This is a genomic window from Achromobacter sp. GD03932, from assembly GCF_029839485.1.
Taxonomy (GTDB): domain Bacteria; phylum Pseudomonadota; class Gammaproteobacteria; order Burkholderiales; family Burkholderiaceae_B; genus Achromobacter; species Achromobacter bronchisepticus_A.
The window spans coordinates 38,358-60,366 of record NZ_JAOCAT010000001.1; the positions used below are offsets into that span (position 1 = coordinate 38,358).

General features: G+C 62.2%; 20 protein-coding genes. 14 read left to right on the plus strand and 6 right to left on the minus strand.

Annotated elements, in window-relative coordinates; all coding sequences use genetic code 11:
- Position 1: 1 nt before the first annotated feature.
- The 5 genes from N5C88_RS00170 to mnmE form a co-directional block, all read right to left on the minus strand.
- Positions 2–1,330, minus strand: a complete 1,329-nt coding sequence (locus N5C88_RS00170) for a restriction endonuclease subunit S (protein ID WP_135804765.1) — start codon at positions 1,328–1,330, stop codon at positions 2–4.
- Entirely contained in the window at positions 1,327–2,883 is a 1,557-nt protein-coding gene (locus N5C88_RS00175) for a type I restriction-modification system subunit M (RefSeq protein WP_033978286.1), read from the minus strand. Before N5C88_RS00175 ends, N5C88_RS00170 begins: the two co-directional genes overlap by 4 nt.
- 128 nt (positions 2,884–3,011) lie before the next feature.
- Positions 3,012–3,329, minus strand: coding sequence for a MarR family transcriptional regulator (locus tag N5C88_RS00180; RefSeq protein ID WP_025981589.1), 318 nt, complete (start codon positions 3,327–3,329; stop codon positions 3,012–3,014).
- A 167-nt stretch (positions 3,330–3,496) separates the two neighbouring features.
- On the minus strand, positions 3,497–4,687 hold the full coding sequence (locus N5C88_RS00185) for an integrase arm-type DNA-binding domain-containing protein (RefSeq protein WP_033936968.1): 1,191 nt from the start codon (positions 4,685–4,687) through the stop codon (positions 3,497–3,499).
- A 183-nt stretch (positions 4,688–4,870) separates the two neighbouring features.
- A complete protein-coding gene (mnmE, locus tag N5C88_RS00190) occupies positions 4,871–6,223 on the minus strand; it encodes a tRNA uridine-5-carboxymethylaminomethyl(34) synthesis GTPase MnmE (RefSeq protein ID WP_059376299.1) in 1,353 nt (450 codons plus the stop codon).
- 115 nt (positions 6,224–6,338) lie between these two features.
- Between mnmE and N5C88_RS00195 the strand changes: the two genes are divergently transcribed.
- From N5C88_RS00195 to N5C88_RS00260, 14 genes are all read left to right on the plus strand, one after another.
- Positions 6,339–7,925 (plus strand): ABC transporter substrate-binding protein, encoded by a 1,587-nt coding sequence (locus N5C88_RS00195; RefSeq protein WP_059376302.1) that lies wholly within the window; start codon positions 6,339–6,341, stop codon positions 7,923–7,925.
- 7 nt (positions 7,926–7,932) lie between these two features.
- The gene (locus N5C88_RS00200) at positions 7,933–8,907 is read left to right on the plus strand and encodes an ABC transporter permease (protein ID WP_059376304.1); all 975 of its coding nucleotides are present in this window, start codon (positions 7,933–7,935) and stop codon (positions 8,905–8,907) included.
- Entirely contained in the window at positions 8,904–9,824 is a 921-nt protein-coding gene (locus tag N5C88_RS00205) for an ABC transporter permease (protein ID WP_059376306.1), read from the plus strand. The genes N5C88_RS00200 and N5C88_RS00205 overlap by 4 nt, the downstream gene beginning before the upstream one ends.
- A gap of 11 nt (positions 9,825–9,835) precedes the next feature.
- Positions 9,836–10,837 (plus strand): ABC transporter ATP-binding protein, encoded by a 1,002-nt coding sequence (locus N5C88_RS00210; RefSeq protein ID WP_280014432.1) that lies wholly within the window; start codon positions 9,836–9,838, stop codon positions 10,835–10,837.
- Positions 10,834–11,850, plus strand: coding sequence for an oligopeptide/dipeptide ABC transporter ATP-binding protein (locus N5C88_RS00215; RefSeq protein WP_280014433.1), 1,017 nt, complete (start codon positions 10,834–10,836; stop codon positions 11,848–11,850). Before N5C88_RS00210 ends, N5C88_RS00215 begins: the two co-directional genes overlap by 4 nt.
- A 28-nt stretch (positions 11,851–11,878) precedes the next feature.
- Positions 11,879–13,078: a M20 aminoacylase family protein gene (locus N5C88_RS00220; protein WP_059376315.1), complete on the plus strand. Its 1,200-nt coding sequence runs from the start codon at positions 11,879–11,881 to the stop codon at positions 13,076–13,078.
- Between the two features lie 359 nt (positions 13,079–13,437).
- Positions 13,438–13,833, plus strand: a complete 396-nt coding sequence (locus N5C88_RS00225) for a Rid family hydrolase (protein WP_251878376.1) — start codon at positions 13,438–13,440, stop codon at positions 13,831–13,833.
- Between the two features lie 5 nt (positions 13,834–13,838).
- On the plus strand, positions 13,839–14,690 hold the full coding sequence (locus N5C88_RS00230) for a fumarylacetoacetate hydrolase family protein (RefSeq protein WP_280014434.1): 852 nt from the start codon (positions 13,839–13,841) through the stop codon (positions 14,688–14,690).
- Positions 14,691–14,735: 45 nt separating this feature from the next.
- Positions 14,736–15,692 (plus strand): tripartite tricarboxylate transporter substrate binding protein, encoded by a 957-nt coding sequence (locus N5C88_RS00235; protein ID WP_280014435.1) that lies wholly within the window; start codon positions 14,736–14,738, stop codon positions 15,690–15,692.
- A gap of 83 nt (positions 15,693–15,775) precedes the next feature.
- Entirely contained in the window at positions 15,776–16,450 is a 675-nt protein-coding gene (locus N5C88_RS00240; RefSeq protein WP_251878382.1) for a GntR family transcriptional regulator, read from the plus strand.
- Positions 16,451–16,593: 143 nt separating this feature from the next.
- Complete coding sequence (locus N5C88_RS00245; protein WP_059376317.1) at positions 16,594–17,499, plus strand: TauD/TfdA family dioxygenase; 906 nt, start codon at positions 16,594–16,596, stop codon at positions 17,497–17,499.
- A gap of 51 nt (positions 17,500–17,550) precedes the next feature.
- Positions 17,551–18,594, plus strand: a complete 1,044-nt coding sequence (locus tag N5C88_RS00250) for an ABC transporter substrate-binding protein (protein WP_118932734.1) — start codon at positions 17,551–17,553, stop codon at positions 18,592–18,594.
- A 1-nt stretch (position 18,595) separates the two neighbouring features.
- A complete protein-coding gene (locus tag N5C88_RS00255; protein ID WP_280014436.1) occupies positions 18,596–19,441 on the plus strand; it encodes an ABC transporter ATP-binding protein in 846 nt (281 codons plus the stop codon).
- 11 nt (positions 19,442–19,452) lie between these two features.
- Positions 19,453–20,331 (plus strand): ABC transporter permease, encoded by an 879-nt coding sequence (locus N5C88_RS00260; protein ID WP_280014437.1) that lies wholly within the window; start codon positions 19,453–19,455, stop codon positions 20,329–20,331.
- A gap of 78 nt (positions 20,332–20,409) precedes the next feature.
- Here N5C88_RS00260 and N5C88_RS00265 read toward each other — a convergent pair whose 3' ends face one another.
- The gene (locus tag N5C88_RS00265; RefSeq protein ID WP_059376332.1) at positions 20,410–21,858 is read right to left on the minus strand and encodes a catalase; all 1,449 of its coding nucleotides are present in this window, start codon (positions 21,856–21,858) and stop codon (positions 20,410–20,412) included.
- Positions 21,859–22,009 lie beyond the last annotated feature (151 nt).

Sequence of the window (22,009 nt, forward strand, 5' to 3'; positions counted from 1 at the left end):
GTTATGCGGCTTCCTCCAACTCCACGAAATTCAATAGCTTGTCGCGGTAATGCGTGTACTGCTTGCGTCGCAGTTCGATTTCATGCGGCAAGCCTTCGCTGATGGAGTTCGTCAAGGTATTGAATTTATCGAGGATGGCGACGATGCGGTCCTGCTCTTCCCGTGGCGGCACTGGAATACGGATTTTTGAGAAACCATCAAGCAACAGTCTTTTGACCTTGGTGCGTGCCACATACTTCGCTTTTTCCGAAATGAAGGAAGTTGTCTGCATGCAGTAGGAAACGAACTTCGGATTCATATCATGGCGAAAGGCATAACAGTCGTCGTGGATGGCTACTTCTTTATCGCCAATCCATGCCGTCGCCTTTCCGACATCGTCGACGGTTTCTCCGATACCGGTAATGACGACATCGCCAGGTTGGGCATAGCGCAGGGTGCTTGCCATGTCCGACCTGACCTGCGAAATAGCCTTGTCCGTCCATACACCGTACTGCGTATAGATTTCGCCGTAGTGGATGACATTGATGCCATTTTCCACATAGTCAGCTTTGGTAAATCGACGGCCGCGGATGAATTTTCCTATTTCATTCAGCATCATCCACCTTATAATTGCTTGCTTGCTTGCTTGCTTGCTTGCTTGCTTGCTTGCTTGCTTGCTTGCTTGCTTGCTTGCTTGCTTGCTTGCTTGCTTGCTTGCGCTATCTGTGCGTTCATTGAACGCGAGAAGCGCGTCGCGGTAATACTTATATTGCCGCCGACGCGCTTCCAGCTCCGCTTCCAGCTCCGCTTCCAGCTCCGTGAAAGTGTCAAGAATTTTCACGATTTCGTACTGTACTTCGAGCGGTGGAACAGGAATGCGAATCTTCGCAAGGCTCTTCGCTGATACATCAATAACCTTCGTTCCAGTCGCGTACTTTCTCTTCTGATCGAAAAACTCCGGGGTGCAGAAGTAATATGACAGGTACTTTGGGTCTTGTTGATGTTTGATAACAGTCGCGTGACCACCCGTCACGATTTGCGAATCACCAAGCCATGCGACCGCTTTGCACACGTCCTCAATATTTTCGCTCGTGTTGGTTATTATTATGTCGCCAGTGTCAACCTTGGCGAGCGGCATGGCTGTTTCCGGAGCGACGAAGGAAATGGTTTTTGTCGCCCAAATTCCGTAGTACGTGTAAATTTGACCGTAGTGGATGCAGCCAATACCAGATTCCGCAAATACGGATTTGGGCAGGCCATTGCCTCGCACGAGTTCGGAGATATCCCCAAGTGCTTTGAACTCCACCCCATCTGGGCAGAGTTCCGAAATTAATTGTGCAATTCGACTCATGCTTTAACTTCCCCATCTTCAATCTCGGCCACGATCGCATCAATCTCCGCCCGCAGCTTGTCGATCCGGGCTACAGTGGTTTTCAGAGCGGCATTGACCTGAGCAATGTCCACCACCTCGCGGTTGTCCTTGGCTTCAACATAGCTGCTCACCGACAGGTTGTAGTCGTTGGCAGCGATCGCGTCGTAATCCACCGCTTTGGCAAAGTGCTCAATGTCGGCCTTGCTGTCGAATACCTGCATGATCTGTTCGATGTGTTTATCGGACAGTTCGTTGTTGTTGGTTTTCTTGTCGAACAGGCCACTGGCATTGATGAACTGGATTTTGGTGTCGGTCTTGTGTTTCGACAGCACTAGGATGTTTACCGCAATAGTGGTGCCGAAGAACAGGTTGGGCGCAAGCGAAATCACCGTTTCCACATAGTTGTTGTCCACCAGGTATTGGCGGATTTTTTGCTCCGCTCCGCCACGGTAGAAGATACCGGGGAAGCAGACGATGGCGGCGCGACCTTTGGCCGAAAGGTAGTGCAGCGCGTGCAGCACGAAGGCGAAGTCGGCTTTGGACTTGGGTGCCAGCACGCCGGCTGGGGCAAAGCGATCGTCGTTGATGAGGGTTGGGTCGTCGCCGCCGATCCACTTCACCGAGTACGGCGGGTTGGATACGATGGCATCAAAGGGTTTCTCGTCGCCGAAATGCGGGTTCCGCAGCGTGTCGCCCAACTGGATGTTGAATTTGTCGTAGTTGATGTTGTGCAGGAACATGTTCATCCGCGCCAGGTTGTACGTGGTGTGGTTGAGTTCCTGGCCGTAGAACCCGTCTTCGATGATATGGGCATCGAAGTGCTTTTTGGCCTGCAGCAGCAGTGAGCCGGAACCGCAGGCAGGGTCGTAGATCTTGTTGACGCTGGCCTGCTTGTGCATGGCCAGCTGCGCAATCAGCTTGGAGACGTTCTGAGGGGTGAAGAACTCGCCGCCGGACTTGCCGGCGTTGGCCGCATAGTTGGAGATAAGGAACTCGTAGGCGTCGCCGAACAGGTCTATGTGGCTGGCGTCGAAGCCGCCGAAGTCGAGTTCGGCCACACGCCTGAGCACGGCGGCAAGACGGGCGTTCTTTTCCTTGACGGTGTTGCCGAGGCGGTTGCTGGTGGTGTCGAAATCAGCGAACAGACCCTTGATGTCGAGCTCGGACGGGTAGCCGCTGGCCGAGCTTTCGATGGCGGCGAAGATGCGAGCTAGATCGGTATTCAGAGTTTCGTTGGCGTTGGCACCGGCGGCTACGTTGGCGAACAGCTGGCTGGGATAGATGAAGTAGCCTTTGGTCTTGATGGCATCATCTTTGATGTCCGCAGTGATGACGCCGTCAGGCAGTCGGGCATAGTCAATGCTGTCATCACCGCCCTCAATGTAGCTGGCGAAGTTCTCGCTAATGAAGCGGTAGAACAAGGTGCCGAGCACGTATTGCTTGAAATCCCAGCCGTCGACCGCGCCGCGTACGTCATTGGCTATCTGCCAAATCTGTCGTTGCAAGGCGGCGCGTTGTTGGGTGCTGGTCATAGGGTTGTTCCTGTTTCAATTTATCTGGTTTGGCGCAAGCACGAAGCGTGTGCCGAAAATGGGGCAGTTTCTTGTCGAGCAGTTGTTCTGCCTGGTTTATCAGCAAGCTATCCTCATGTCCGCTCCCATTAATCCAGCACCACCAGGAACTCAGTCGCCAGTGCGGTCGGCTGAACATCCCGAACATTGCGCTGCAGCGATACCAGGCCGTAATCGGCCATCATTCTCAGAGTGCGTGACAGGTTCGGTACCTTGCGGCCGCTGAGCTCGGCCAGCTCAGTCAGAGACTTGGGTTGTTGGTCATGGATCAGGCGCAGCAGGCGGCGGTTGTCGTCCGACAGCACTGCGGCCAGTGATGCCAGAGACGGAAACCAAATACTGGGCGTTTCGCTTCCCTTCGGTGGCGGACCTTCTGGCTGTCGGATACCCACAATGCAGCGCTTCATGATCGCGAATCCAATGACACGTTGATTCAAAATTGTATCAGTATCTGATAATCATCGTCGATCACAAATGCTTGCCAAAAAGGAAAAGGCAGAGGCAAGGGAATGGCAACCAAGGGGTAACGGCCCTACCCAAAAAAGGGAAAAGGCCACCAACGCCTCGGCCGGACTCACACCACCAAATTGGCCGACGGTGCCAGCCCGTCGATATAGTCCGCCCATGCCTGCAACATCTCCCGCCGCTGCTCGGCATACTCCGCCCGGTTGTAGACGCCACGCACGCCGCCGATGGTGTGGTTCAGCGCTTTTTCCACCACATCCGAAACCCAGCCCTGTTCGTGCAGCAGCGTCGATGCGGTACGTCGCAGGTCATGGATCGTGAAGGCGGGGATCTCCTGCCCCTGCAATGACACCTTCAGCGCCTGGTTCAGCGCATTGTTGGCGAAGGGCTTGGCCAGGGTGCCACGTCCCGGCAATACCCAGTCACTACTGCTGGCCAGCGGCTTGAGTTCCTTGAACAGTGTCTGCGCCTGGGTGGACAGGTAGACGATGTGCGGCTTGCCGGTCTTGGAGTTCTCAACCGGAATGTGCCATTCGCCTTCGTCCAGATGCACGTCCTTCCACTGCGCCAGCATCAGTTCGGACTTGCGCACCAGGGTCATCAGGATCAACTGGAAGGCGATCTTGAACTGGCGACGGATGTTGGAAGCCTGCATGGCGCGCAGGAACTGCCGGATTTCGTCCGGCGTCAGCGCCCGTTCGCGGGCGGCGGCGCGGTAGACGTGCCGCATCGGCAGGGCCATGACCGGGTTGGCCTGGATCAGGCCGCAGGTCAGCGCGTAATCGAACATGCGCTTGAGCAGGCCGCGCACCTGGCCGGCGGCGGCATCGAAGCCTTGTTCCTTCTTGCGCCAGATGGCGCTGCGCACATCCTCGGCGGTAATGTCCCGGACCGGCTTGCTGCCGATGTGCGGCAGGATGTCCTTCTCCAGGTAGCGGCGAGGCATGGTCACATCCTTGCGGTCGCGCGACTGGATGTCCTTGAAGAAGCGTTCGGCGAAGTCGGCCACGGTGGCATCTTCTGCGCCGGCCACTTTCTCCTGTTGCTTTTTCTGTGCTGGAGACTGGCCCAGCGCCACCAGATGTGCCGCCTCATCCCGCTTCAGGCGGGCGTTCTTCAGGGTAAGGGCGGGGTACTTGCCGAGTGTGAGCTTTTCCCGTTTGCCATCCAGCCGATAGCGGTAACGCCAGACGATGCTGCCACTCGGCAGCACTTCTACGTACAGCCCGCGATCGTCACTGACGATGTACGAGGCATCCTTCGGCTTGAGCGCCTTGAGTGCGGTGTCTGTGAGAGACATGGACCCTCCTTTGGGTCCATGAAAGTCAATAGTCAGGCTATTCGGTGAGCTTGGACCCATATATGGACCCGAATAGCGATGGCTTTGACTGTATCACCGAATCACTCAATAGACAAAAATCCCTTTATTTATGCGGCTCACAGGCACATCAGCAGACTTCGGTGGACCTCCATGGACCCCACATCACTTCCCGATGCAGAAGCTCGAAAAGATCTCGCCCAGCAGATCGTCGCTGGTGAACTTGCCCGTGATGCTGGACAGGCTGTCATGCGCCAGCCGCAGTTCTTCCGCAAACAGGTCCAGCACCCGGTCGTCCTGTTCCGCATGCGCAGCGGCAAGCTCCAGGTGTTCCGCCGCGTCTTGCAAGGCGTGCAGGTGCCGTTCGCGCGCGAGCCACGGAGATTCTCCCCCGGGATTCCAGCCCGCGATGCGCAGCAATTCGGCGCGCAATTCGTCGAGGCCCGCGCCGCGCTTGGCCGAGATGCCAAGTTCCTGAGGAGCGGCGGCGAAGGGCGTGGCTAGCAGATCCACCTTGTTGAAGACCTTCAGCACAGGCGTGCGCGGCGGCAGGCGCGCCGTGATCTGGGCGTCCAGCTCGTCGCCAGGCTGGGTGGCATCCTGCAGATGCAGGATGACGTCGGCACGCTCGATTTCCTGCCAGGTGCGCGCAATGCCTATGCTTTCCACCGTGTCCTCGGTTTCCCTGAGCCCGGCGGTATCGACGATGTGCAGCGGCACGCCGTCGATGTGGATTTCCTGCACCACCTTGTCGCGGGTGGTGCCTGCGATCGGGGTGACGATGGCGATGTCGTCGCCGGCCAGCGCATTGAGCAGGCTGGACTTGCCGACGTTGGGCTGGCCGGCCAGCACCACGTGCAGGCCTTCGCGCAGAATCACGCCCTGGCGCGCCTGCGCAATCAGCTTGGCGAGGTCCGCGGTCAGCGCCTCCAGGGTCGGGCGGGCTTGATACTTTTCGAGGAAGTCGATTTCCTCTTCGGGGAAATCCAGCGTCGCTTCGACCAGCATGCGCAAATGGATGATGCGGTCCGACAGGTCGTTCACGCGCGCGGAAAAGTCGCCCGACAGCGACGCCATGGCGCCGCGCGCGGCGGCCACCGACGAGGCCTCGATCAAATCGGCTACGGCTTCGGCCTGAGCCAGGTCCATGCGGTCGTTGAGGAAGGCGCGGCGCGTGAACTCGCCCGGCTCGGCCAGCCGGATGCCGAGGTCGCGGCCGGCGGCCAGACAGCTTTCCAGCACGCGGCGCAGCACGGCGGGGCCACCGTGCCCTTGCAGTTCCAGCACGTCTTCGCCGGTATAGGAATGCGGCGCGCGGAAATAGATGGCGATGCCTTCGTCCAGCAATTCGCCCGTACCGGATTTGAACGGCAGGTAGTGCGCATGGCGCGGCGTGAGTTCGCGTTGGAACAGGCGGCGCACGAGTTCGGACAGGTCCGTGCCGGAGATGCGGACGACGCCGATACCGCCTCTTCCGGGGGCGGTTGCGATGGCGGCGATGGGGGCGTAGGCGGACATATTTCGGGCAAGGCAAGGCGAGAACAATAAGGGAATATAACTGTTGCGCCGTCCCTTGTTTGCTGGTTAATGTGGCCCGGAGGTTCAAAACCCGAAACAATCCAGGGAGATCACAATGGCATCTCGGTTTTCGCGTGTCTTGGCCTGCGGCTCAGCCGCGGTGATGTTGGCCTTCGGCACCTTCAGTTCGGCTATGGCCCGCGATCTGGTGATCGCCTTGAAGACCGAACCTTCCTCGATGGATCCGCAGTATCACGCGCTCACGCCCAATACGCAGATCTCCCAGACCATATTCGATACCTTGGTTGCCACCGACGCGCAGCTCAAGCCGCAGCCCGCGCTGGCCGAGTCCTGGACCGTGGACGGCAAGGTGTGGACCTTCAAGCTGCGCCCCAATGTGAAGTTCTCCGACGGCACGCCGTTCACCGCGGAAGATGTGGTCTTTACGTATGCGCGGGTACCCAAGGTGCCCAACAGCCCTTCCCCGTTCACGCTGTATCTGGGTTCGGTCGAGAAGACCGAAGCGGTCGATGCCAGCACCGTGCGCATCACCACCAAGGACGTGGCGCCGAACCTGCTGGTCAACCTGGCGCAGTTGCCCATCATGTCAAAGAAGGCGGCGTCCGGTCCTGCGGCAGAAGGCAAGACGACGACGGAACTCAATAGCGGCGACGGCCTGATCGGCACCGGTCCCTACAAGTTCGTGTCCTGGAAGCGCGGCGCCGAATTCGTGCTGGCGCGCAACGACAACTATTGGGGCAAGAAGCCAGAATGGGACCGCGTGGTCTACCGTCCCATCAGCAACGCGGCCGCGCGCGTGGCGGCGCTGCTTGCGGGCGACGTCGACATGATCGAGGATCCCCCGACCGACGACCTGCCCAAGCTCAAGGGCGACAAGAAACTCTATGTAGAGGAAACGCCGTCGGTGCGTGTCGTCTACGTGGCGCTGGACCAGTTCGCCGAGCCCTCGCCAGGCGTGCAAGGCACCGAAAAGAACCCCATGAAGGACAAGCGCGTGCGCGAAGCGTTGTCGCTCGCCATCAACCGCGATGCGCTGGTCGAGCGCGTGATGGGCGGGGTGGCGTTGCCCGCGGGCAATCTGTTGCCCTACCCCATGTTCGGTTCCAGCAAGGAGCATTCCAAGGCCCCCAAGGCCGACGTGGAAAAGGCCAAGGCCTTGCTGAAGGAAGCCGGCTATCCCAACGGGTTCTCCATCACGCTGGGTTCGCCGTCGGGCCGCTACGTCAATGATTCGAAGGTCGCGCAAGCGATTGCGTCGATGTGGACCCGCATCGGCGTGAAGACCAGCGTGGATGCGATGGCGCCCCCGGTGTTCTTCAAGAACCGCGACAGCTATGCGTTCTCGGCCTATCTGGCGGGCTGGTCCGTGACCAGCGGTGAAATGTCCAACGCGCTGACTTCGCTGCTGGTGACGCGCAATCCCGAAGCGGGCCTGGGCACCACCAACCGCAGCCGTTACTCCAATCCAAAGATGGACGCGCTGGTGAAGGAAGCGTCGTCGACCATGGACGATGCCAAGCGTGCGGACCTCTTGTCCAAGGCCAGCAACATCGCCATGGATGACTACGCCATGCTCCCTGTGCATTTCGAGTTGTCGGTATGGGCAATGAAGAGCGACATCCGCTATCAAGGCCGCCCAGACCAAGTCACGCTCGCACAGTTTGCAACGCTGAAGAAGTAAGGCGCTAGTGCTTGCAACGATCGTAAGAAGGCTGCTGCAGACCATCGTCGTCATGCTGGTCATGTCGGCGCTGGTCTTTGCCGGCATCTACATGGTGGGCGACCCGGTGTCGATGCTGGCCAGCCCGGAAGCGACCGAAGCGCAGCGCGCCGCGGTGCGCGCATCGCTGGGCCTGGATCTGCCGCTGTGGCGGCAGTACCTGATCTTCATGGGCCAGGCGGTGCGCGGCGATTTCGGCAACAGCTTCCTGACGGGCGAACCGGCCATGAGGCTGATCCTCGAGCGCATGCCGGCCACGGTGGAACTGGCCTGCGTGGCCATGCTGCTGTCGGTGCTGATCGGCGTGCCGCTGGGCATCTTGGCGGGGCTCAAGCCCAAGGCCGTGGGTTCGCGCGCCATCATGACGGGCTCGGTGCTGGGTTTCTCGCTGCCCAACTTCTGGGTCGGCCTGATGCTGATCATGGTGTTCGCGGTGATGCTGGGCTGGGTGCCGGCGGGCGGACGCGGCCAGACCGTCAGTATTGGCTCGCTGCAGTTGAGCGTGCTGACCTTGGACGGCTGGCTGAGTTTGGCGCTGCCCGCGGCCACGATTGCCTTCGCCAAGTGCGCGATGATCATCCGCGTGACGCGCGCCGCCACGCGTGAAGCCCTGCCCATGGATTACATCAAGTTCGCGCGCGCCAAGGGCCTGTCCGAAAAGCGCGTGCTGGGCGTGCATCTGCTCAAGAACATCCTGATTCCCGTGGTGACGGTGGCAGGCCTGGAATTCGGCCAGGTGATGGCCTTCGCGGTCGTCACGGAAACCGTGTTTTCGTGGCCGGGCATGGGCAAGCTGCTGATCGATTCCATCATCAACCTGGACCGTCCGGTGGTGGTGGCGTATCTGCTCTTGATCGTGTTCTTCCTGGTCATGTTGAATCTGGTGGTGGACATCATCTACACGGTGCTGGACCCCCGCGTACGTTTGGATAGCCGCCGATGAACACACCCGCCACCGCCGCCGCGCCCCCGGTTCAGGCCAAGGAGCAAACACCGTGGCGCCGCTTCCTGTCGGACTTCTTCGCCAGCAAGCTGGCCACGCTGGGCTTGATCATGCTGGTCCTGATCGTGGGCGCCGCGCTGCTTGCGCCATGGATCGCGCCGCAGAATCCCTACGACCTGGCGACGCTGGACATCATGGATTCCAAGCTCAAGCCGGGCAGCGAAAGCGGCGACGGCAGCATGCGCTATTGGCTGGGTACCGATGGCCTGGCGCGCGACCTGTTCTCGGCCATTCTGTATGGCATGCGCACCAGCCTGCTGGTGGCCAGCGTGTCGGTGCTCGCTGCCTTCGGCATCGGCGCTACGGTGGGCCTGATCGCAGCCTATTTCGGCGGCCGCATCGATGCTTTGCTGATGCGGGTTGTGGATATCCAGTTGTCGTTCCCCGCCATCCTGGTTGCGCTGATGTTGCTGGCGATTCTGGGCAAGGGTGTGGATAAGGTGATCATCGCGCTGATCGTGGTGCAGTGGGCGTATTTCGCGCGCGCCGCTCGCGGTGCCGCGCTGGTCGAGCGCGGCAAGGAATACGTCGAAGCGGCGCGCTGCATGTCGCTGTCCTGGGGGCGCGTGCTGTTTCGCCACGTGCTGCCCAACTGCATGCCGCCCTTGATCGTGATCGCCACCATCGACCTGGCGCATGCGATTGCGCTGGAGGCCACGCTGTCGTTCCTGGGCGTGGGCGTGCCGGTGACGGAGCCGTCGCTGGGCATGCTGATCTATAACGGTTTCGAGTACCTGCTGTCCGGTCAGTATTGGATCTCCTTCTTCCCCGGCATCGCGTTGGCGCTGGCCATCATCGCCATCAATCTGGTGGGTGACCATCTGCGCGATGTGCTCAACCCGCGCCACGCGAATTGAGGGCGGGCGCAATGCAGACACCTGTGGAAAAGTCCCTGGCGACGCCCATACTCGAGGTGCATGGCCTGAAGACGCACTTCTACACGCGTAATGGCGTGGTGAAGGCGGTAGATGGCGTGGACCTGATGCTCGCCGAAGGCGAGATCCTGGGGCTGGTGGGCGAATCGGGATCGGGCAAGAGCATCACCGGCTTTTCGCTGATGGGTTTGCTGGACGAGCCGGGCCGCATCGTCGACGGCACCTTGCGGCTCAACGGCGAGGACCTGCGCGGCGCGACGCCTGCGCGCTGGCGCGAGCTCAGGGGCCAGGAGATCGCGATGATCTTCCAGGATCCGATGATGACCCTGAACCCGGTGCTGCGTGTCGATACGCAGATGATCGAGGCGGTGCAGGCGCACAGCAAGGTATCGCGCGATCAGGCCCGCCAGCGCGCGCTGCAGACGCTCGCCATGGTGGGTATTCCCTCGCCCGAGGAGCGTCTGCGCACCTATCCGCATCAATTGTCAGGTGGCATGCGGCAGCGCGTGGCGATCGCGATTGCGCTTTTGAATTCGCCGCGCCTGATCATCGCCGACGAGCCCACCACGGCGCTGGATGTGACCATACAAGGCCAGATCCTGTTCGAAGTGCAGAAGCTGTGCCGCGAGACCGGCACCGCCCTGATCTGGATCACGCACGACCTGGCGGTGGTGGCGGGGCTGGCGGACCGCGTTTCGGTCATGTACGCGGGACGAGTGGTGGAAACCGGTACCACGCAGGCCGTCATCAGCCATCCCATGCATCCCTATACGCATGGCCTGATCGCTTCCATTCCCACGCCCGAATCCCGCGGCAAGCCGCTGGTCCCGATTCCCGGCATGACGCCGTCGCTGCTCAACCTGCCGCAAGGCTGTGCGTTTCGCGGGCGCTGCCCGCGCGCCACCGATGCCTGTCTGGTCGAACCGCAACCCGTGGAGGTGCGCCCGGCGCAATGGGTGCGTTGCTGGCATGCCGGAGGACCAGATACCAAATGAATGCCGCAGAACGAGATCCCGCCGTCCCTATCCTGTCGTTGCGCGAGGTCGAGTTGCGCTTCGTGCAGCCCGTGGACCTGGCCGGCCGTATCGCCAACCTGCTGGGCGCGGGCTTGAAGACACAGGTCGTGCATGCAGTGGCGGGCGTGGACCTGGATGTGCGGCCGGGCGAAGTGATAGGTATCGTGGGCGAATCCGGCTGTGGAAAATCCACGCTGGGCCGCATCGTGTCCGGCATTCTGCCGCCGACCGCGGGCGAAGTCAGCTACAAGGGCCGCGCCTTGAAGGCCATGGCGGGTCCGGAGCGGCGCGCCTATGAGCTGGGCGTGCAGATGATCTTCCAGGACCCGTATGCCTCGTTGAACCCGCGCATGCGCGTACGCGAGATCATCGGCGAGGCGCCCGTGGCACACGGCCTGGTTCGCGCGCGCGACAAGGCCGAGTACGTGGCCGGTCTGATGCGCCAGGTGGGGCTGGATCCGGCTTTTGCACAGCGTTATCCCCATCAATTCTCCGGCGGCCAGAGGCAGCGCGTAGGTATTGCGCGGGCGCTCGCGCTCAAGCCCTCGGTCATCGTCTGCGACGAGGCGGTTGCCGCGCTGGACGTTTCGATCCAGGCGCAGGTGCTTAATCTGTTCGAACGGTTGCGCGCGGACCTGGACCTGACCTATCTTTTCATCAGCCACAACCTCAGCGTGGTCAGTCACATCTCGGACCGCGTGGCCATCATGTACCTGGGCCGTGTGGTGGAGCTGGCGCCTACCGACACGGTCTTCCAGCGCGCCAACCACCCGTACACGCAGGCCTTGCTGAAGGAACTGCCGACGCTGCAGCCGGGGCGACGCACGTACCAGCCCATCAAGGGCGAACTGCCGTCGCCGCTGGACCCGCCGACGGGCTGCGCCTTCCACCCGCGTTGCCCGCATGCGATGCCGCGCTGCAAGGCCGAGCGGCCGCTGCTGCGCGAAATTGCCCCGGGCCAGTTCAGCGCCTGTCATCTGAACGATATGTGAATTCAACCCTTACGCCTTATCCACAGCCATGAAAACCATAGACGAAATCGAACGCGCCCACGGCGACCTTACCGCATTGCGACGGGATATCCACGCCCATCCTGAGCTCGCCTTCCAGGAAACGCGCACGTCCGCGCTGGTCGCGGAGCGTCTGCGCGGCTGGGGCCTGGAAGTCCACACGGGGCTGGGGAAAACCGGCGTGGTGGGTGTTTTGCGCGGCGGCAGCGGCAAGAAGACCATCGGCCTGCGCGCCGACATGGATGCGCTGCCCATGCCCGAGCACAATCGCTTTGCGCACAAGTCCACCATCAGCGGACGCATGCATGGCTGTGGCCACGACGGACACACCACGATGCTGCTGGGGGCGGCGCAATACTTGTCCACACATCGCGATTTCGATGGCACGGTGGTGTTCATCTTCCAACCGGCCGAGGAAGGCGGCAACGCTGGCGCGCGCGCCATGATGCAGGACGGCCTGTTCGATAAATTCCCTTGCGACGCGGTGTTCGGCATCCACAACATGCCTGGCATGCCCGTCAACCAGTTCGGTTTCCGGGCGGGGCCGACCATGGCATCCAGCAACCGCTGGGATATCGTCATCAAGGGCGTGGGCGGCCACGCGGCGCAGCCGCATGCATCGGTGGACCCCATCATTGTCGCGGCCGACATGGTGCATGCCCTGCAGACGGTGATCTCGCGCAGCAAGAACCCGCTGGAACAGGCCGTGCTGTCGATCACGCAGATCCATGCGGGCGACGCCTACAACGTGATCCCGGGTGAAGCCGTGTTGCGCGGCACCGTGCGCACGTATTCGGTGGAGACCCTGGACAAGATCGAGGCCGACATGCGCCGCATCGCGACAACCTTGCCGCAGGTCTACGGCGGTACGGGCGAACTGGATTTCGTGCGCGCGTATCCCCCTCTGGTGAACTGGGAAAACGAAACCGCCTTTGCCGCCCAGGTCGCCGAAGACGCGTTCGGCGCTGAAAACGTGCAGCGCGAGATGCCGCCCTTCATGGGGGCGGAGGACTTTTCCTTCTTCCTGGAGGCAGTGCCTGGGACCTACCTGTTCCTGGGCAACGGCGATGGCGACCACCGCATGGAGACCTATCACGGCATGGGTCCGTGCCAGCTGCACAACCCGAATTACGACTTCAACGACGCCCTGCTGCCGGTAGGCGCAACGTATTGGGTAAAACTGGTTCAGGCGTTTCTGCCGAAGTCCTGATCCACGCAAGTCTTTGATTTAAAAGGCGCGGGCTCTTAACAGCCCGCGCCTTTTTTCGTGGCGAGGCCCAGTTGTACACAGGCTGTCCACCTGCTATTCACCGCCTATCCACCGGGATATCCCCCGACAATCCACCGCTTTTCCCTAGCTTGCCACCAGGCTTATCCCAAGACTTATCCACAGGCGTCGCGATGCGATTGGCCGGCGAAATTCGTTCGTTACCAGGGTAAATGCGTATGCCCGCGAGGCCCGCACGGCCTTGACTGACGTCGGCGGGTCAGCCTAGCATTGATATAACTGTGAAATATCACTGTTATTTTAATTGGCGGTTCCAACCTACTCTTTGAACAGGAAATCCCATGGTCCAGAAAGTCCGCATCACCAGCCCCCACGTCGCCGAAGCCGAGCCCGGCCTGTGGTCGAACTGCCTGCGCGTGAAAGACTCGGTCTATCTGTCGGGGCTGACCGCCCGTGCCAACGACGGCAACACCATCCAGGGCGCGAATGCCTACGAACAAGCCCAGGTCATCTTTGCGAAGATGAAGCATCTCCTGGAAGCCGCGGGCGGCCAGATCGACGACATCGTCACGCTGACGATCTTCCTGACCAACATGGCGGACAATCAGCAGGTGTGGAAGGCGCGGCGCGAATTCTTCAGCGGCGATTTCCCTGCCTGCGCGCTGGTACAGGTATCCGCCCTGGCCAAGCCTGAGATCCTGGTGGAAATTCAGGGCCAGGCCCGTCTTGCGGACTGACACCCATGAAAATCGTTCGCTATGCCAGCGAATCCGGCCCGGTTCTGGGCCGGCTGGACGGCCAGGCCATCACGCCCTTTCAGGGCGTGGCTGACGTGCAGACGCTGTTGAGCCAGGTCGCGCAGGCCAGCGGCGCGGCCGTGCCGCTGGATTCAGTGCGCTTGCTTGCCCCCATCATGCCGCAGCGCAATGTGTTCTGCGTGGGCTGGAACTACCTGAAGCACTACGACGAAAGCAAGGGCAAGCGCGAAGGACAGGAGGTCGAGCTGCCCGAACGCCCCACTTTCTTCAGCAAGCTGCCCACCACCGTCGTCGGGCCGCAAGACAGCGTCCCGCTGCATGAAGCCTACACGTCCAAACTGGACTGGGAAGTCGAGCTGGCCGTGGTGATCGGCAAACCAGGACGCGATATTGCTGAGGAGGATGCCCTGGGCCACGTGTTCGGCTACACGGTGGCTAATGACCTTAGCGCGCGTGATCTGCAGCGCGCGCATGGCGCGCAGTGGTTCAAGGGCAAGAGCCTAGACGCGACCTGCCCGATGGGGCCGGTACTGGTGACAGCGGACGAAATCGGCGATCCGCAGAATCTCGCCCTGGGCTGCGAGGTCAATGGCACACGCATGCAGGCAGGCCATACCCGCAACCAGATCTTCAGCGTGGCCCGTGTGATTGCGGAACTATCGCAGGGACTGACTTTGCTGCCCGGCGACGTCATCCTGACCGGTACGCCCGAAGGGATAGGAGCGGCCCGCCAGCCTCCCGTTTTCCTGCGCGATGGCGACGTCGTGGAGTGTTGGGTGGACGGGATAGGTTCACTGCGCAACGTTGTGCGCGCAGGCCTGCGCCACGCGGAATAGGCCGCCTGGCGTGCGGCAACGACGACAAATCAAGGGGTAAACATCATGAAGAAAACCGTATTGGCCGCCGCGCTGGCGCTGGCCAGCATGAACGCCGCCGCCGACACGTTCCCGTCGCAGCCCATGACGCTGATCGTGCCGTATACCGCGGGCGGTTCCTCCGACGCGCTGGCGCGGGCGCTGGCCAAGGCCATTGCGAAGAACACCGGCGCCAACATCATCGTCGAAAACCGTCCAGGCGGCAGTACCGTGATCGGCGCGCAGACCTTGCTGGGCAAGCCGGCGGACGGCAACACGGTCCTGCTGATCGCAGCAAGCTTCGTCATCAATCCTTATCTGTTGAACCAACTGCCCTATGACAGCGTGAAGGACTTTCAGCCGGTCACGCAGTTGGCGTCCAACCCGCATGTGTTGGTGGTCGGACCCAAGGTGCCGGCCGGCGATCTCAAGGCGTTCCTGGCCTGGGCCAAGGACCAGGGCGACAAGGCGACCTTCTCTTCGTTCGGCAATGGCTCATCAGGCCACCTGGGCTTCGAGATGCTGAAGAAGCAGGCCGGCTTGGGCATGATGCATGTGCCGTACAAGGGCGCGGCGCCGGCCACCATGGCGGTGCTGAGCGGCGAAGTGGACGCGACGTTGGGGGATGTGGGCGTGGTTGCGCCGCATGTCCAGGCGGGCAAGCTGCGCGCCCTGGCGGTGGCGGGCAGCGTCCGTACGCCGGCGTTGCCTGATGTGCCGACCTTTGCCGAGGCCGGTCTGCCGGGCTTCGAATCGCAAACCTGGATGGGGCTGCTGACGCGTACAGGCGTACCGGCGGATCGCGTGCAGCGCTTGAACCAGATGTACTCCGAGGCACTGCAGGATGCGGACGTGCGCCAGATCCTGGCGCAGCAGGGCATGGTGGCTGCAACCTCCACGCCAGACGCGTTCGCGGCATACATGAAGGCGGAATCCGCCAAGTATGGGCAGGCCATCAAGGACGGCAACGTGCGCATCGACTGAGGAAACACTGGCCCGCCCGCACCGGTCGCTATAATCGCAGCGGTCTGCGCCGGTTGCGGCGCGTGGTCAGCAACCATCACCGCATGCCCAAAACCCCTACCCCCAAGCGACTGCAGGAAGACACCGCGCCGGCGGCTTCGCTCGGCGAACAGGCGTATATCGCGATCAAGCGCATGATCCTCACGCAGGAGCTGCGCGCCGGGGACCAGATCAACGTCGCGCAACTGAGCGAACAGCTGTCGCTGGGCCGTAGCCCCATCCATCTGGCCATACACCGGCTGGACCGCGAGGGGCTGGTGGACATCCTGCCGCGCAAGGGCATCCTGGTCAAAGCGGAGACCATAGACAGCTTCCTGGAGCTGATCGCCGCGCGCCTGCTGGTCGAACCGCATCTGACCGGCCTGGCCGTGGACAATGCCACGCCGGCGCTGCTGGAACGCCTGCAAGCGTTGGTAGCGGCGGGTTGGGAATGCCATGAACGCCAGGACCGCCTGGGCAGCATGGAGATCGACCGCAGGTTCCACCAGACGCTGTACGAAGCCGCCCGCAACGACATTCTTGCGGAGTTCGCCGGCAGCCTGCTGGACCGTTCCATGCGCCTGTGGTTCCGCCCGCCTGCGGGCAAGGCGGAAAAGCCCAATGTGGCCGAACTGGAAGATCTGTACAACATGGTCGAGCGCGGCGATAAAAAGGCCGCGGTGCGCAAGATGGAGCAGCACATCGGCTCCGTGCGCGGCAAGTTCCTCTCGCGTGAATAAGCTTATAGCCGCAACGCGAAGGCGCGCCATATGACGCGCAGGCTTGAACAAAGGCCGAATAATTCGTTTGCGTAGGGGTTGCGCGTTTTCATAATGGATCGTTCCTGAGCCGGCCTGGCCGGTATTCGCGCAAGGAGCGATCCATGTCCCAGAGCAACGCGCTGCGCCGGTCCGAGGCGTATGCCGAACCCGCGGCGCAAGCCTTTTCGATCCGCCCGCTGGCAGCCGTGACCGGCGCCGAAATCATCGGCATCGACCTGTCGCGCGAGCTGACCCCGGCCGATTTCACGCAGGTGCATCGCGCCCATCTGGACCATCACCTGCTGGTGTTCCGCGATCAGCGCATCACGCCGCAGCAGCACGTTGATTTCAGCCGCCGTTTTGGACGCCTGATGATCCACGTGCTGCATCAATTCCATCTGCCTGGGCATCCCGAGATCCTCATCGTTTCCAACATCGTTGAAGACGGCAAGCCTATAGGGCTGGGCGATGCCGGCAAATACTGGCATTCGGATATCTCGTACAAGGAACTGCCCAGCCTGGGTTCGCTGCTGCACGCGCAGGAGCTGCCCGCGCAAGGTGGCGACACGCTGTTCGCCGACATGCATGTGGCGTACGACACCCTGCCTGCCGCGTTGCGCGACGCCATCGAAGGCAAGCGCGCCGTGCATTCCTACCTGGCCAAGTACGGCCAGCTGCAGAAGGAAGGCTCGTGGCGTCCCAACCTCAGCGCGCAACAGGTGGCGCAGGTGCAGGAAGTGGTGCATCCGGTCGTGCGCACGCATCCGGAGACGGGTCGGCGCGCGCTGTTCGTCAGCGAAGGCTTCACCACCCGCATCGAGGGCCTGCCCGAAGACGAAAGCCGCCAGATCCTGGACGAGCTGTTTGCCCACAGCATCCGGCCCGAACACATCTACCGCCACCAATGGCAGCCGCACGATCTGGTGTTCTGGGACAACCGCTCGTTGATCCATCTGGCCGGCGGTACGCCGGACCACCTGCGGCGCAAGCTGTACCGCACGACGATCGAAGGCGACGTGCCGTTCTGACGTCCTGCTCTCCTAAATTTCGCACAAAACCATTTATCCACAGGGTCCGCCATGGGTTTTTCCTCCGCTGTACGTGATCGTTTGGTCCAGGCCGCCACCGGCGCGGGCCTGGCGCTGATACTTGCCGTGCTGGCGCTGGCTTCGCCCACGCCGGCCATGGCGGAAGGCCGCATCCGCATCGCCGAACAGTACGGCATCGTGTACCTGCTGTTGAACGTGGCGCGCGATCAGCAGCTGATCGAGAAGCACGGCAAGGCCGACGGTGTGGATATCTCGGTCGAGTGGGCCAAGCTGTCCGGAGGCGCCGCCGTGAACGACGCGTTGCTGTCCGGGGCTGTGGATATCGCGGGGGCGGGCGTCGGACCGCTGTTGACGATCTGGGACCGCACGCGCGGCAAGCAGAATGTGAAGGGCGTGGCCTCGCTGGGCAATTTTCCCTATTACCTGGTCAGCAACAATCCCAACGTGAAGACGATTGCGGACTTCACCGACAAGGACCGTATCGCGGTGCCAGCGGTGGGCGTGTCGGTGCAATCGCGCGTGCTGCAGCTGGCGTCGGCCAAGCTGTGGGGTGACGCGCAGTTCAACAAGCTGGACAAGATTTCGGTCGCTCTGCCGCATCCCGACGCGGCCGCCGCCATCATCGCGGGCGGCACCGAAATCACGGGACATTTCGGCAACCCGCCGTTCCAGGAGCAGGAGCTGGCCGAGAATCCCAAGGCGCGCATCGTGCTCAATTCCTATGACGTGCTGGGCGGGCCCAGTTCGTCCACGGTGCTGTTTGCCACCGAGAAGTTCCGCAAGGAAAATCCCAAGACCTACAAGGCGTTCCAGGCCGCGTTGAAGGAAGCGGCGCAGTTCGCCGCCGCCAATCCGGAACAGGCCGCGGATACCTATCTGCGCGTCACGGGCGCCAAACTGGATCGCGATTTCCTGATCAAGGTGATCAAGAACCCCGATGTGCAGTTCAAGCTGGAACCGCAGAACACCTACGCGCTGGCCGAGTTCATGCACAAGGTGGGCGCGATCAAGAATGCGCCGGCCAGCTGGCGCGACTACTTCTTTGACGATCCCCTCACGGCCCAAGGCAGCTGAAATGGGCTTGAGCGCTGCGTCCCCTGTGGATAACGCCGAAAAGACCACGCCTTTGCTGGCTGTGGATAAGGTGTCGATCGAATACAAGACGCGCGAACGGCGCGTGCGCGCCACGCATCAGGTCAGTTTCGACGTGCACGATGCCGAGCGTTTCATCCTGCTGGGCGCGTCCGGTTGCGGCAAGTCCACGCTGCTCAAGGCGATCGCGGGCTTCATTGAACCGACCGAAGGCCGCATCGCGGTCGATGGCAACGCCGTACGCGGCCCCGGGCCTGACCGTATCGTGGTGTTCCAGGAATTCGACCAGCTGCCGCCATGGAAGACGCTGCGGCAGAACGTGGCGTTTCCGCTGGTGGCTTCGCGCAAGCTCGGCCGACGCGAGGCCGACGAGCGGGCCATGCACTACCTGGACAAGGTCGGGCTGTCCGCGTTTGCCGATGCCTATCCGCATACGCTGTCCGGCGGTATGAAGCAGCGCGTGGCGATCGCGCGCGCCCTGGCGATGCAGCCGCGCGTGCTGTTGATGGACGAGCCTTTCGCGGCGCTGGACGCATTGACGCGGCGGCGCATGCAGGAAGAGCTGCTGGCATTGTGGGAAGAGGTGCGCTTTACGCTGCTGTTCGTCACCCATTCGATCGAAGAGGCATTGGTGCTGGGCAGCCGCGTGCTGCTGCTGTCGCCACATCCGGGCCGCGTGCGCGCGGAGCTGAACGCTCATGCCTTCGGACTGCACAGCCAGGGCTCGGCTGCGTTCCAGTCCGCGGCCCGGCGCGTCCATGATCTGCTGTTCGACGTGGCGGCGGCGGAACCGCCTGCTGAACTTGCCGCTGAACGGGCCGCGGCCTGAAGGACTCCCGCATGAACAACGCATATGCAGGCGCCGTGCCCATCCGTCCCGAAGTGGAGTACGAGCTGCCGCCCTTGCCTGCACAGGCGGCCGAAGCGCCCCTGCCCTGGCATGAACGCCTGTGGCAGCACGCCAGCCTGCGCAAGCTGGCGATCCTGGCGCTGTTGGCCTGCATCTGGGAGCTGGCGGCGCGCTATACCGATAACGACCTGCTGCTGCCCAGCGCATCGCAAACGGCGGTCGCCTTTGTGCAGGGCATCGCCGGCGGCGAGCTGTTGGCGCGCGCCGGGCAATCGCTGCGCGTGCTGGCGCAGGGATATGCGGCGGGTGTGTTGCTGGCCTTCGTGCTGACCACGCTGGCGGTATCGACGCGTTTCGGGCGCGATCTGCTGTCCACTTTGACCGCCATGTTCAATCCCCTGCCCGCGATCGCGCTGCTGCCACTGGCGTTGCTGTGGTTCGGCCTGGGCGAAGGCAGCCTGGTGTTCGTGCTGATCCACTCGGTGCTGTGGGCGCTGGCGCTGAACATGTACGCGGGTTTTCTGGGGGTATCGGATACCTTGCGCATGGCGGGCCGCAACTATGGGTTGAGCGGCCTGCGCTACGTGTTGCAGATTCTGGTGCCTGCCGCCTTGCCCGCCATTCTGGCCGGACTGAGGATAGGCTGGGCCTTTGCGTGGCGCACATTGATCGCCGCGGAACTGGTATTTGGAGCTTCCAGCGGCAAGGGCGGGCTGGGCTGGTACATCTTCCAGAACCGCAACGAGTTATACACAGATCGCGTGTTCGCGGGGCTGGCGGCGGTGGTGATCATCGGACTGCTTGTGGAAAACCTGGTGTTCGATACCGTGGAGCGTTTCACGGTCAGGCGCTGGGGCATGCAGCGCTGATAGCCTTGGCGCAGAGCCGCGCAGCAGTCAAAAAAAGGCGGCCCCGAGGGGCCGCCTTGCACTTGTGTACGTCGCGGATTACAGCTTCAGTCCCAGCGCCTTGGCCACGCCGGCGGCGTAGGCGGGATCGGCCTTGCGGAAGTGTTCCAGCTGGCGGCGCTGGATTTCTTCCGGCACGCCAGCCATGTGGCGGCCGATGTTGCCGAACAGCAGCTCCTGCTGTGCGGGCGTCATCAGGCGGAACAAGGCGCCCGGCTGGGAGTAGTAGTCATCGTCCACGCGGTGGTTCCAGCGCGCTGCGGCTTGGCCGTCCAGCGCCAGCGGCGGCTCGCCTGCCGATGGGGTTTCCTTCCACTCGCCCGCGCTGTTGGGCTCGTAGTTCAGCGTTGCGCCGACGTTGCCGTCGACACGGCCGGCGCCGTCGCGGTGGAAGCTGTGGAACGGGCAGCGCGGCGCGTTCACCGGGATCTGGTGGTGGTTGATGCCGAGGCGGTAGCGGTGCGTGTCGCCGTAGGAGAACAGGCGGCCTTGCAGCATCTTGTCCGGCGAAAAACCGATGCCGGGGACCACGTTGGCCGGCGTGAAGGCGGCCTGCTCCACCTCGGCGAAGTAGTTCTCGGGGTTCTTGTTCAGCTCCAGCACGCCGACTTCGATCAACGGATAGTCGCCGTGCGGCCAGACCTTGGTGAGGTCGAAGGGGTTGATGTGGTACGTCGCGGCTTCGGCCTCGGGCATGATCTGCACCTTCAGCGTCCACTTCGGGAAGTTGCCCTTTTCGATGTTCTCGAACAGGTCGCGCTGCGAGCTTTCGCGGTCATGGGCGACCACTTGCGCCGCTTCCTCGTCGCTCAGACAGGCGATGCCTTGCTGCGACTTGAAATGGAACTTCACGTAGAAGCGCTCGCCGTCTTTGTTGATGAAACTGAACGTGTGCGAACCGAAGCCGTGCTGCTGGCGCAGGTTGGCCGGAATGCCGCGGTCGCTCATCAGGGTGGTGACCTGGTGCAGCGATTCGGGATTGAGCGACCAGAAGTCCCAGGCGGCGGTGGCGCTGCGCAGATTGGTCTTGGGGTCGCGCTTCTGCGTGTGGATGAAGTCCGGGAATTTCAGCGGATCACGGATGAAGAAGACCGGCGTGTTGTTGCCGACCAGATCCCAGTTGCCTTCCTCGGTGTAGAACTTGATGGCGAAGCCGCGCACGTCGCGCTCGGCGTCGGCCGCGCCGCGCTCGCCGGCCACGGTCGAGAAACGCAGGAACAGCGGGGTCTGCTTGCCGACTTGGGAAAAGATGTTGGCGCGGGTGTAGCGCGAGATGTCGTGGGTGACGGTAAAGGTGCCGTAGGCGCCCGAACCCTTGGCGTGCACCACGCGTTCGGGGATGCGTTCGCGGTCGAAGTGGGCGAGCTTTTCAATCAGCCAGAAGTCTTCCAACAGCGCCGGGCCGCGCGGGCCGGCCGTCAGCGTGTTGTTGTTGTCGGCCACCGGCGCGCCAGCGGCGGTGGTCAGATGCGTCTTCTTGTCGGTCATAGCACACTCCCTATGAAATGCCTGGAATGCGGGGCCGCAGAAGGGCCCGCGCCGTGTCTGGGATAGCCCGGCATTGCCGGCCTGGGGCCATCTCCGACACATCATAGGGGTCTTGCCTTACTGTGTGAAGTTGATTGATCTATAAAACTTG